The organism is Bellilinea sp. (assembly GCF_053501535.1).
Map to the genome: position 1 here is coordinate 1 of NZ_JBRCOK010000062.1, position 11484 is coordinate 11484.

General features: G+C 63.4%; 11 protein-coding genes. 5 read left to right on the forward strand and 6 right to left on the reverse strand.

Annotated features, from left to right (window positions below; all coding sequences use genetic code 11):
* The 5 genes from ACWIZX_RS06630 to ACWIZX_RS06650 form a co-directional block, all read left to right on the forward strand.
* Window positions 1-428, forward strand: a 428-nt coding sequence (locus ACWIZX_RS06630; protein ID WP_448335222.1) for a hypothetical protein, incomplete at its 5' end; no start/stop codon positions are given.
* Window positions 425-622 carry a hypothetical protein gene (locus ACWIZX_RS06635; RefSeq protein ID WP_448335223.1) on the forward strand — a complete coding sequence of 66 codons (198 nt, stop codon included), beginning with the start codon at window positions 425-427 and terminating at the stop codon, window positions 620-622. The genes ACWIZX_RS06630 and ACWIZX_RS06635, both read left to right, overlap by 4 nt.
* A complete protein-coding gene (locus tag ACWIZX_RS06640; RefSeq protein ID WP_448335224.1) occupies window positions 619-1062 on the forward strand; it encodes a hypothetical protein in 444 nt (147 codons plus the stop codon). The genes ACWIZX_RS06635 and ACWIZX_RS06640 overlap by 4 nt, the downstream gene beginning before the upstream one ends.
* Window positions 1062-2399 carry a hypothetical protein gene (locus tag ACWIZX_RS06645; protein ID WP_448335225.1) on the forward strand — a complete coding sequence of 446 codons (1338 nt, stop codon included), beginning with the start codon at window positions 1062-1064 and terminating at the stop codon, window positions 2397-2399. Before ACWIZX_RS06640 ends, ACWIZX_RS06645 begins: the two co-directional genes overlap by 1 nt.
* On the forward strand, window positions 2396-3922 hold the full coding sequence (locus ACWIZX_RS06650) for a choice-of-anchor R domain-containing protein (RefSeq protein WP_448335226.1): 1527 nt from the start codon (window positions 2396-2398) through the stop codon (window positions 3920-3922). Before ACWIZX_RS06645 ends, ACWIZX_RS06650 begins: the two co-directional genes overlap by 4 nt.
* Before the next feature lie 175 nt (window positions 3923-4097).
* On the opposite strand, the gene ACWIZX_RS06655 is transcribed toward ACWIZX_RS06650, so the two are convergent.
* From ACWIZX_RS06655 to ACWIZX_RS06680, 6 genes are read right to left on the reverse strand one after another with little or no spacing between them, the layout of a single operon-like run.
* On the reverse strand, window positions 4098-5201 hold the full coding sequence (locus tag ACWIZX_RS06655; protein WP_448335227.1) for an aminotransferase class I/II-fold pyridoxal phosphate-dependent enzyme: 1104 nt from the start codon (window positions 5199-5201) through the stop codon (window positions 4098-4100).
* A complete protein-coding gene (locus tag ACWIZX_RS06660) occupies window positions 5198-6199 on the reverse strand; it encodes a C40 family peptidase (RefSeq protein ID WP_448335228.1) in 1002 nt (333 codons plus the stop codon). The genes ACWIZX_RS06655 and ACWIZX_RS06660 overlap by 4 nt, the downstream gene beginning before the upstream one ends.
* Window positions 6186-7247 carry a mandelate racemase/muconate lactonizing enzyme family protein gene (locus ACWIZX_RS06665; RefSeq protein ID WP_448335229.1) on the reverse strand — a complete coding sequence of 354 codons (1062 nt, stop codon included), beginning with the start codon at window positions 7245-7247 and terminating at the stop codon, window positions 6186-6188. Before ACWIZX_RS06665 ends, ACWIZX_RS06660 begins: the two co-directional genes overlap by 14 nt.
* Window positions 7247-8167, reverse strand: coding sequence for a ribosome small subunit-dependent GTPase A (gene rsgA, locus ACWIZX_RS06670; RefSeq protein ID WP_448335230.1), 921 nt, complete (start codon window positions 8165-8167; stop codon window positions 7247-7249). The genes ACWIZX_RS06665 and rsgA overlap by 1 nt, the downstream gene beginning before the upstream one ends.
* A 22-nt stretch (window positions 8168-8189) precedes the next feature.
* Window positions 8190-10421 (reverse strand): penicillin-binding transpeptidase domain-containing protein, encoded by a 2232-nt coding sequence (locus ACWIZX_RS06675; protein WP_448335231.1) that lies wholly within the window; start codon window positions 10419-10421, stop codon window positions 8190-8192.
* A gap of 27 nt (window positions 10422-10448) precedes the next feature.
* Window positions 10449-11120, reverse strand: coding sequence for a Maf family protein (locus tag ACWIZX_RS06680; RefSeq protein ID WP_448335232.1), 672 nt, complete (start codon window positions 11118-11120; stop codon window positions 10449-10451).
* Window positions 11121-11484 lie beyond the last annotated feature (364 nt).

Consider the following 11484-nt stretch of genomic DNA (forward strand, 5'->3'; position numbering starts at 1 on the left):
CTCAAGGAAGGGAGATTGCCGCGCTCGCTGTCGCTCGCTCAAAAGGACATGGGGCTGTTCATGGCACTCCAAGCGCAGCCAAACTCACCACTGCTAACCGGAATCACCCCTTCCATCCTCCCCCAATATCGCCTTCGCGATATTGGGGGAGGTGGGTGGGGGTTGTGCGGCAGATTGCCGCGCTTCACCCAACTTTTTCAACCGGAGGAAAAACCAACATGCAACCCATCCTTTCTCAACTGGAACGCCTGCTGCGTTCGCGCAAATTCTGGGCGCTGATTGCCGCGCTGGTCACCATAGCCGCCGGCTGGAGCAGCGGCGAACTGAACGGCTGGCAGGCCGTCCAGGGGGTCATCGCCGCTCTGGCCGTTTATTCCACCGGCGTCGCCATCGAAGACGCCGGGCGCAGCCAGGAGCCGCACCGATGAGCCGCGCCAGCCAGCCCACCCTGCCCAACCCGCAGCCCGGCTGGGCGGAACTGCCGCCGCCGGTGCAGCAGGCCTGCCGCGCCCTGGGGCTGAAGGAAACCCCGCTCGCCTTCCGTCAGACGGACGAGGGCCGGCTGATCATCATCGCCGCCGACGGGCGCAAATTGTGCTGGCCGAGGGAGGAAAACCGGTGAACACCGCCAGCGACCTGATTGCCGAACTGCGTCACATTCTGCGCGACCCGCAGGCGGTCATCTGGAGCGACGCCGAACTGACCCACGCCCTGCGCCAGGCCTACCACGATCTGCTGGCAGCCAGCGGCGAAAGCTGGCTGATTTACGGGCTGGACGGCGAAAATAATCCGACCACCCTGCCGACCATCCTCAACAGCCTGCTGCTGCGCGGCGCGCTGGGCTACGCGCTGCTTGGCCGGGCAGCCGAACGATTGGACGCCTTCGATTACCACGCCGGTCAGCAGGCCGCCGCGCTGACCACCGCCCGCACCCTGCTGGACTGTTTCGAGAAAGGGCTGAGCGGGCTGAACCGCTACCGCCTGCGCCGTTTGCAATCCGCCGAGAGCGCCCCTTACCCACCCGCCGACGACCCGCAGCAGCCCGGCTGGCCGCTGGAGTGATGCCGATGAATTCGCTGACCATTCTGCTGCCCGATTCACCCGGCTGGGCACTGCACTCCGCCGCGCCCCAGCCGCCTCTGGAATCTCTGCGCTGGCTGGAACTGCGCCCATCCGAAAACGACGGGGAAGTCATCGAATGCGCCCTGCTGGGACTGCGCGGAGCGGGCATCCGCGAGTGGCTGGAAGGGCTGGAAGCCGTGCTGAGCCAGGTACGCGGCACGCCCTTTGCCCGGCTGGAGCACCGCGCCGCGGCCGGAGATGAACCGCTCTACGCCGCCCTGCGCGACGGGTGGCTGGAAGCCGACCCGCTCAACCAGAGTGCGGCGCGCGGCGCCTTTACCGCCCGGCTTTACCTGCGCCGCAGCAAAAACTGGCGCAAAACGGCAGCCGCCCTGCCGCTTTCCAACGCCAACGGCAGCCGGCTGGAAACCGGCCTGACCCTCTTCAACCATTCCGACGGCGGCGGCGGGCACCAGAACTTTGCCGATATTGCCGCCGGCGACCTGCGCGGCGGTCTGCCTGCCCCGCTCAGCCTGCGGGTGCGCCTGCTGCAACCAACCGGAGAGACCCTGCAGCGCCTCATCATTGCCGCCGGCAGCCGCCTGCAGTGGGGCGGGGAGGCTTTTCCGCACGCCCTGGAAGGCGAAGCCGCCCTGCCGGGCGCGGATTGTTCCGCAAGCAGCCTGCTGACGGATGCAACCGCCAGCGGCGCGGCTTACCGCCGCGTGCAGTGGACGCGTCCCGATTCGGCTGCCCTGCTGCGCTGGAGCCTTTCCCCTCTCCTGCTGGGATTTGCCGCCGGGCGGGCCTTTCGCAGCGTGCTGCGGCTTGCCAGCCCGCCCCCAGCCGGGGTGTACCTGCGCTGGCGGCTGCTGGATACCGGCGGACATCCACTGGAAGAAAGCCCGCCATTCCTGCTACAGCCGCAAAGCGCCCTGCAGGTCGGCGCTGCGCTCCATCTGCCGCCGCGCTGGCAGCCGCAAATCACCCCGGCCGGGCTGGCGCTGGAACTGCACGCCGAAAGCCGCGACAGCAGCCCCAAAACGCTGGATGTGGACTTCTTCCATCTGCTGCCGGCCGAAGGCTGGCTGGAACTGAACGCCTTGAACGGCGCATCCGCCGCCGAGGTGTGGCTGGATGGTGAAAATCGGCTGGCCTACACGCGGACTGCGGCTGGAGAAATCGGCTTTACCCACACGCTCAGCGGGGCCGGCGCGCAGCTGATGCCCGGCAATGACTGCCGCCTGTACCTGCTGTGGGAAACCGAAAGCGGCGCCCCGCCCGACGGGCGCTGTGAGGTGCAGGCTTTTTACGCGCCGCGGGTGAACCTGCCATGAACGAGACGCTTTCCATCCGCTGGTTTTTGCGCGATGACACCCCCTGCCTGCCGCCGCCCTGGCCGCTGCGCATGGAACGTCTGGTGTGGGAGGAACCCGGCGGGGCAGCCCTGGCAATTCTTTCGGCGCAGCTGGACTCCGCCGCCGCGGCAGATGCCGCCGCATGGGCTGCCGACGCCCTGCGCCGCCCACTGGTGGTGGACTCCCCGGAGGGCGAAGCCTGCTGGAACGGCTTTGTGGCGCGCGCGGAGATCCACCTCGGCAGGGCGGGGGCGGTTTTTGACCTTGCCCAACTCGCCAACCGCGTAGCGGCGGTCTATACCCCGCCGGTCAACGAGCCGCCCTTCACCGCCCGGCCTACCCGCACCGATTGGGCCGAAGACCCGCTCAGCCTCAATCGCTTTGGGCGCAAAGAACGCCTGCTGCAGCTGGGGCCGGAAGACCCCTCCCGTGCGCTTTCAGCCCGCGCTGCTTACCTGCAGCGCCATGCCCTGCCGCAGGCAGAACCCTTCCTGCTGGCGCGCCGCGCCGCTCCCTCCCTGCGCCTGATCTGCCGCGGCTGGTTCAGCACGCTGGACTGGTCGTACCTGTGGATCGAGCAGGGGCGGGAGGGCTTCCTTGAACCGGCGCAAACCCCGCAAACGCTGGGCCGGCTGGCAACCAGTGACGCGCTGCTGGCACAAAGCTTCCAAACCGACTACGGGCCGTTTTACCTGCTGGAAGCCGGGCTGAACCTGAAGCGCAACGCCACCCCCGCCGACGGAGTGGTGGTGGAGGTATGCGCCGACCAGAACGGAACGCCCGGCGCCGTTCTCGCCGGCAGCAGCCTGCCCGCCGACGCGTTGCCCGGCGGGCGGGGCTGGGCGCGTTTCCGCTTTGCTGAGCCGCCCCTGCTGCAGGCCGGCCTGACTTACTGGCTGCGCTTCAGCCGCAGCGGTGCGCTCAACTCCTCTCATTATTACGTGCTGTACCGCGAGGGCAACAATCCCTACCCCGCCGGGCGGATGATGAACTGGAACGGTTCGGCCTGGGCAGACGGCTCCGGCGGGCTGAACGACCTGAATTTTTACATTCTGGCCGGGCAAAGCCGCCGCACCCGCCTGCTGGAATTGACCGCTCCGCAAAGCGGCGGGCAGTTTTTGAAGGGGGTGCACCTGCCGGCCGACCTGCCCGGTGTAACCGCCTACCCCAGTGATGGGCTGCGCCCGTGCGGCGCCGAACTGCTTGACCTGCTGGGCAGCCCGGACGCGGCCGGCCGCCCTTTGAGCGTTCAGGTCAACGCCGAACGGGAGTTGATCGTGCAGGCCCTGCCGGCTGAAGACGAGGCGCGCTGGCTGCTGCAGCCGGACGGCCGCCTGACCACCCCCGCCGGCCGTCCGGCGCGGCTGGGCGAGCGGCTGGCGGGCGAATGGGCACGCCTGAGCACCGGCGGCGGGGTGCGCCCGCTGCTGCTGCGCCGCGTGGTGTGGACACCGCAGGACGGTTTGCGCGCCGTCCCGGCGGGAAACCGCCGCGCCGGCTGACACCCGCTCGAAAGGACAACCAGGGTTTACGTCATTCCGCGCGCAGCGGCACAGACCCCCTCCTTCGCCTCCTCCAAAATCGCTTTCGCGATATTGGGGGAGGTGGGTGGGGGCCGTGCGGGAAATTGCCGCGTTCGCTAGCGCTTGCGCGCAGGCACATCTCCCGCACCGACCTTTACAACAGGTTTCCCAGCGCCTCCACCAGTCGTTCGATCTGCTCTGCTGTATGCGTGGCAAAAATGGCGATGCGCAGTGCGCCGCCGGGCGGGGTGGAGCTGTACGAAGTGACATGTGCCACGCAAATATCGCGCTCGAATAATCCGGCGCGCAGGCGCGCCAAATCCACCCCTGGGCGCGCCCGCAGGCACAGGATGGGCGCCGGTGTGTCGGGCAGTTCCCAGCCCAGCCGGCGCAATCCGGCACGCGCCAGCGCCACATTCTCCCACAACCGCTGGCGGCGCTGCGGCTCACTGCGGGCAATTTCCAGCGCTTTGGCGGCGGCTGCTGCCACCGGTAAGGGCGGCGGGCTGGCGGCCACATACACCCGCGAGCGGCTCTCCATTTCGCTGATTCGCGCCCGGCTGCCGAACAAAATGCCGCCGTAACCGCCCAGGGCTTTGCTGAGTGTGGCGCATACCTGCACACTTTCCGCGCCGCCCAGTCCCAGCCATTCCAGGCTGCCGCGTCCGTTTTCACCCAACACGCCCACCCCGTGGGCATCATCCACCCCCAGCAGTCCGTCAAAGGACTGCACCAAGGGCAGGTACTCATTCAGCGGGGCAACCTCGCCTGAAATGGGGAACAGGCCGTCCGTCAACACCAGTGGACGCTCACCCGCGGCGAGGTGAAGGCGCAAACTTTCTGCCAGATGGGAGGCATCCCGGTGGTGGAAGAGGTGCAGCGGTTTGCCGCTGGCGCGGGCGGCGTCGCGCAGCGAGTAGTGCGCGGCTTCGTCCAGAAAGATTTGATCATACTGTTCGGCCAGTCCCTGCACCAGGATCATCCCGCCCAGATAACCGGAAGCATAATACAGGATGCCATCTTCCCCAAAAAAGGCGGCCGCCTGGCGGTTGAGTTCATCGTAGAGCGAGTGTTCGCCATAGCCGCCGCGCGAAGTGGCGGTGCTCATCCCATAGCGTTGAACGGCCTGCACGGCGGCCTGAATCACGGCTGGATGATTGTGCAAGCCGAGGTAACCCGTGCCGGAGAAGTAATCGCGCTCCCGCCCGGCAATGACGACCCTTGCCCCCAGCGGTGTTTCAAAAGCCAGACCGCTCATTTCAAATAAGTACGCGCCCCGACAAAATGTTCGCGCAGGTAGGCATCTTTCTGAATGTTATCGAAGTAAACCCCGTTGCGCGAGCGTGAGGAATGGACAATCTCCCAGCCGCCCATGCTGATGGCAACGTGGGTAATGCTGCGGGTTTCGCCGTTTTCGCCAAAGAAGGCTAAATCACCGGGCTGCATTTCCTCCGGTTCAATCGGCTTGCCGTCTTCCATTTGCATATCGGCATCGCGGCGGATGGTGATGCCCACCCAGCGGTGGAGCAGCTGCGCCAGGCCGGAGCAGTCAATCCCGTGCGCGCTCGTGCCGCCCCACAGATAGGGCACACCGATCAGCCGCGCGGCATCGGCGGTGATTTGGGCGCGGCGGGCGGCTTCGCTTTGCGGCAGGCTGGTCAGGCTGCGCAGGTCCTCCAGCGGCAGCCAGCCGCTTTGATTGGCCTGCAGGTAAGCCCAGCCGTCCTGTTCCTGCCAGACCTGAACGAAAGTGCCGCCCAGAACCCGCGTCAACAGGGGGGCGTTTGGGCGCGGTTCGCTGCGCAGTAAACCGACCGGCGCCACCACCAGATGCGTAGGCGGGGCAGCCGGCTGCTCACGCAGATAGGGGCGGTAAGTCCAGCCCAGATAGCCGTCATCGCAGCGCACGAAAACCCAGCGTTCCTGTTCCTCCAATACTTCCACCCGCCGCCCGTAAAGCAGCTGGGTTAACTGCTCGGCGAGGAAAGAAGGCTGGCGGTGCAGGCTGGTCAGGTTGGTTGCCACGCACAGCGTTGCGGCTACCGAACGGCGCAGCACGCGCACGGCATGAGCATCCATCGTCCAGCCCGGCGGCAAATGCCGGCGCAATTCTTCCAGATCGGATTCTTCCAGTACCCGTCCGCTCAACACCACCTGCGAGGCGGTTTGCTTTTCAACATGGATATCAAAGAGGTGTTCCCGTTCATCGCGGTGGTGAGAGGCAATTTCTTCCAGCAAGGTTTCAATGTTGTTCATGGTCGCCATTCTTCTCCTCGACTGCTTCTACCGTTTTCAAAATGACTCCCAAACCGGGGCGTTCCGGTACGCGGATGCGCAGGTTTTTATCATAGGTGATGCCATCAAAGGGGTCATTGGCAATCAGCAAAGGCGCGTCCAGATCAATCCACTCCGCCAGTCCGCACAGGTGAGCCATGGCGGTGGTGCCCAGCGAGGTTTCTACCATACAGCCCAGCATGACCTTCAACCCCAGTTCACGGGCGCGGTTCAACATGCGCAGGGTGGGTGTCAGACCGCCGGCTTTCATCAGTTTCAGGTTCACCCCCGCAATGCCAGCCTGAGCCAGTTTTTCAATATCGGCCAGGGTGCGCACCGATTCATCCGCCACCAGCGGAATGCTGGTGACTTTTTGCAGTTCACCCATCGCTTCAATTTCGTGAATGCCCAGCGGCTGTTCGATCATTTCCAGGTCGAGATTTTCCATGGCGCGGATGTTGTAGAGCGCATCGTCAAAAGACCAGCCGGCATTGGCATCCACCCGCAAGCGGGCATCCGGGCGGGCGCTGCGCACGGCGCGCAGGCGGGTCAGGTCGTCATCCGAGCCCAGTTTGACCTTGATGATGGGAAACTCGGGATGTTCGGCTGCCTGCTGAGCCATGGCATCCGGCGTGTCAATGGCAATGGTGAACGAAGTGGGCAGCCCGCTGGGGTAAGGCAGCCCAAGCAGCTTGTAGAGCGGCAGGTTGTGGGTCAAGCCGATGCTGTCGTACAGCGCCAGATCAAGGGCAGCGCGGGCGGCGGGCGGGCCTTCCTCGCCCAGCCATTCCTCAATTTCCGCAGGCGTTTCGGGAAGGCGGTGGCCGGTTTGGGACATCTTCTTCCAGTATTCTTCAAAACTGGCGAAGTCCACGCCGTAGTAGGGCGGCAGGGTGGCTTCTCCCCAGCCGGCGTCCTTATCCAGCCGCAGCCAGTAGGTTTCGCGGGTTTCGCTCACTCCGTAAGAAAGGCGGAACGGGTTGCGTAAAATGAGCGTCAACTTTTGCCATTGCATTCGACAGATGACCATTATTCTTCTTCCTCCTCCCCAAAGCGCATGCGTAGATAGGATTGATAACGGCGCGGGGAAATTTCTCCGTTTTGCAGGGCAGCCTGCACGGCACAGCCCGGTTCGTTGCGATGGGTGCAGTCATTGAAGGCGCACTGCTGCACCCGCTCGCGCAGTTCCGGAAAGTAACCGTCCAGTTCTTCCGGTTGCACATCCCACAATGCCAGCATACGCAAGCCGGGCAAGTCGGCTACAAATCCGCCATCCTGCAGCGGAAACATCTGGCGGATGACGGTGGTATGCCGGCCTTTGGAGGTAGCCTGACTGACTTCCCGAACCGCCAGGCCCAGTTCCGGTTGAATGGCATTCAGCAAGCTGGATTTGCCCACTCCCGAAGGGCCGGCCAGTGCCGAAAGTTTGCCTTTCAGGCAGTCATGCAATTGTTGAATGCCCTCGCCGGTTTTCACCGAGGTGTAGATCACCGGATAACCCAGCGGGGGGTATTCGGCAAACAATCGGCGGGCTTCTTCTGCCGCCACCAGATCGGTTTTGTTGGCAACAATCAGAGGGGGAATACCCTGCTGTTCGGCAATCACCAGGAAGCGGTCGAGCATGCCCAGCCGCGGAGCAGGATTGGCGCAGGAAAACACAAACACCACCTGATCGGGGTTGGCCAGCAGTACCTGCTGATATTCGCCGCGCGCGGTGGGCGCCATGCGCACCAGGGCATGCGTGCGCGGCTCAACCGCTTCGATCACCCCCGTGCCGTCCGGCAGCGGGAGGAATTGCACCCGGTCTCCCAGAGCGACAATGTCAGCCTGGGCGCGCTGTTTTTTCAAGCGCCCGCGCAAACGGCACACCCACGTTCCATGTTCGTTCTGTACGGTATAAAAGCCGGATAATAAGCGCGTAACCTGTCCGTGCAAGGTGGGTTGATTCATAGCCTTTACGGCGCGGCTCCAATCATGGTTCGGGGGTGCTGGTGGGTTCAGGAGTGCTGGTTGGGCGCGGGGTGTCGGTGTAGAGGGAGGTCGGCGTGCGGGTGATGTAGAAGGTGGATTCCCACGGGTAGAGCCGGCTGGGGCGCCCGAAGAAGTATGATTCGACCACCCGCCGGAAGATGGGCGCGGCAATCTCCGAGCCTTCCCCGGCGTTTTCGGCAATCACGGCAATGGCAATGTCGGGCAGGTCGCTGCGTTTGGCATCTGTGTAACCGGCAAACCAGGCATGTGGTTTACCACCCGGGTTGCTGGCCGTGCCGGTTTTGCCGTAAACTGGCACCTGCAGACCCACCATCACATATTGAGCCGTACCGCGCCGGTTGGCAACCACGCTGCGCAGGGCATCCTGAATGATCTTCAGGTTTTCCTCGGAAAGCGGCAGTTTTCCCTGCGGCTCGGGTTGAAAGGCGAAGATTGGGTTGCCGTCCGGGTCGGTAATCTTTTCCACCACCTGCGGGCGGTAGAGTGTGCCGCCGTTGCCAATTGCAGCAATGAAGCGCGCCACCTGCAGGGGGGTGACCAGCATGGTGCCCTGACCAATGGCCAGCTGGACGGCGTCGTTTTCGTTGGCGGGGTTGGGCATGTTGCCAGCGACTTCGGTAATTTGCTCAATGCCGGTCGGGCTGCCCAGCCCAAATGCCCGCGCCATTTTCGATACATCCTCGGTGTAGCCCTGCTGATACATGGACAGACCGATGTGATAAAACCATGGGTTGCAGGAGCGCATCAGCCCTTCCGGCAGAGTCAGGCGGCCGCTGGCGGGCACTTCTTTCTCGTAGGTCCAGTCGTACAGGGTAATGCCGGGTAATTCATTAAAGGTGTAGCCGCAGTCATACTCACTTTCGGCGGTAAAAGCGCCGGTTTCCAGCGCTGCGGCCATGGTGATGATTTTGAACACCGAGCCGAGCGGATAGCCGCTTTGCGCGGCGCGGTTAAGCAGCGGGGTGGTAGCCGGGTCGAACAGTTCGTTCAGCAGCCAGCGGCTGTTGTAGTTGTTGGGGTCAAACAAATTCGGGTCGAAGGACGGCGAAGAAGCCATGGCCAGCACGCGCCCGGTATCGCGTTCCAGCACCACCACTGCGCCGCGAAAGCCCTCGATGGCACGCTGCACCTGTAATTGAAAATCCTTGTTGAAGGTGGTGTAAATGGAGTTGGAAGGCGCTGAATCGCGTTGTGCCAGACGGGTGAGGGTCACGCCCTGCGGGTCAACCACATACAGCGATGCGCCGCGCTGACCGGCCAGATACTGCTCGCCCCACACTTCCAGACCGGCGCGCCCAACGCGTTCATCGCCGCGGTAACCCCGCCGGCGGTATTCATCCAGTTCTTCAGCCGGGATCGGCTGCACATAGCCGGTTACGTGCGGTGCGGTATTGTCGAAGTAATAGCGGGTGTTGTAGGTGGTCATCACCAGGCCGCCCAGCGATGAAAGCACCTCAAAGCGGCGCTGCACTGCCTGAGCCGAAACATCCGCCACCGGAATGTACCAGTCCGGGGCGGCAAATTCGTACAGCGAGCGGATGTAATCGGTATTCAGACCGGTCAGGTTGGAAAGTTCGACCAGCAGCGTGCCTTCTTTGCCTTCTTCAATTTGACCGGGGATGATTCCCAGTGCCACCGCATCCGACTGGGCCGCCAGGGCGCTGCCTTTGACATCGTAGATATTGCCGCGGCTGGGGATGGTGATGTCCATCACCAGGCGGTTGCCGCCGCGCAGTTCGGGCAGAATCATGCCGTCTTCCCACTGCACCTTCCACTGCCCGTTTTGCAGCGACAGGTTCATCAGCGTATCGCGGCTGATGTTGCCCAGGAGTACGGTTTGATAGGTGACTCGGTAGGCGACCTGGGCTTCCTGCGGGTTTTTGATCAGCGCCTGAGTGATTTCAAACTGAGCCTGCTGCAATGAAAGCGTAACGGCAATTTCCTTCAAACGCCTGGAGAAGTCCTCGTAAGGAATGGCATCGCGCGAGAGCAGGGTCAACTGGTCGTACATGGCCTGGTAGTTTTCATTTTCCCAGGCGTCCAAAAAGGCGCGGGCTGCGTTTTGAACATCCGGTGCGGGGGTCACGTTCAGCACGGGCGGCAGCAAGGTGGGTGTGCCGTTTGTACCGGTTGGTGAAGGGGGGGTGTTGGTTGCCGTGGTACAGGCGGTCAGCAGTACCAGCACAAGCATCAGCAGTGAACGAACTTTCATGAATTTTCTCCGGTAATCCAGCCTGTCTCAGCCGACCGATTCGCCGTCCAACACGGCCTGCCAGATGGGACAGGAGTACTTCAAGTTGTTTTGACACATTTGGGGCACATTGTGCGGGGGGACAAAGTTCACCCGCGCGGCTGTGCGCTGCAAATGACACAGCGGCAGGCCCATCACGCTGGCAAAGCAGCCGCCAAAATCCACCACCGGACGAAAATCGGCGTGCTGAATGGCGTAACCGCCGGCTTTGTCGAACGGGTCGCCGCTTTGAATGTAGTTTTCAATTTCCACATCGCTGTAGGGGCGCATGGTGACTTGAGAAACACATACATCCTGCATCAGCACCGCATTCTGCACATCCATGAGCGCCAGTGCGGTATAGACCTGATGGGTGCGTCCGCGCAGCCGGCGCAGCATGGCGCGTGCCTCTTGTGCATCAGCCGGTTTACCGAGTAAATCGTAGCCGTCGGCAACGGTGGTATCGGCGGCGAGGATGAACACCGGCTCACCGGCGTAGCGCTGGGCAACCGTGCGCGCCTTTTCGCCGGCCAGCCGGCTGACATATTCGCCCGGCGGCTCACCCGGCAGAGGGTCTTCATTGAGGTCGGCAGCGTCGGTTTCAAAGGTCCAGCCCGTCCACGCCAGCATTTGCCGGCGGCGGGGTGAATTGGATGCCAGAATCAAGCGCGGTTGTGTCATTGGCTTTGATTCTAACACAAGAGCGCGCCGGAAAATGAAGCCTTTGCGTTGTGGCGATAAATAAATGGAGGTGCAGGAGGGGGTGATTCCCGTCAGGACGGGTTAATGTCACTGCGAGCGAGCGCAGCGAGCGTGGCAATCTCTGACAGGGCCCCCTCCTGCGCCTCCCCCAAAATCGGCGCAGCGATTTTGGGGGAGGAGGGTGGGGGTGATTCCCGTCAGGACGGGTTAATGTCACTGCGAGCGAGCGCAGCGAGCGTGGCAATCTCCCGCACGGCCTACCATAAGTAAGAGGGGAGATTCCCGTCAGCACTGGTGAGTGTCGCTTCGCTCGGAATGGCATTAACGGCCTCAAACCGTTGCG

Bases quoted from the DNA above. Each gene is read 5' to 3' on its own strand.
- ACWIZX_RS06635 (WP_448335223.1), top strand. From the start codon at position 425: ATGAGCCGCGCCAGCCAGCCCACCCTGCCCAACCCGCAGCCCGGCTGG.
- ACWIZX_RS06645 (WP_448335225.1), top strand. From the start codon at position 1,062: ATGCCGATGAATTCGCTGACCATTCTGCTGCCCGATTCACCCGGCTGG.
- ACWIZX_RS06650 (WP_448335226.1), top strand. From the start codon at position 2,396: ATGAACGAGACGCTTTCCATCCGCTGGTTTTTGCGCGATGACACCCCC.
- ACWIZX_RS06655 (WP_448335227.1), bottom strand. From the start codon at position 5,201: ATGAGCGGTCTGGCTTTTGAAACACCGCTGGGGGCAAGGGTCGTCATT.
- ACWIZX_RS06660 (WP_448335228.1), bottom strand. From the start codon at position 6,199: ATGAACAACATTGAAACCTTGCTGGAAGAAATTGCCTCTCACCACCGC.
- ACWIZX_RS06665 (WP_448335229.1), bottom strand. From the start codon at position 7,247: ATGGTCATCTGTCGAATGCAATGGCAAAAGTTGACGCTCATTTTACGC.
- rsgA (WP_448335230.1), bottom strand. From the start codon at position 8,167: ATGAATCAACCCACCTTGCACGGACAGGTTACGCGCTTATTATCCGGC.
- ACWIZX_RS06675 (WP_448335231.1), bottom strand. From the start codon at position 10,421: ATGAAAGTTCGTTCACTGCTGATGCTTGTGCTGGTACTGCTGACCGCC.
- ACWIZX_RS06680 (WP_448335232.1), bottom strand. From the start codon at position 11,120: ATGACACAACCGCGCTTGATTCTGGCATCCAATTCACCCCGCCGCCGG.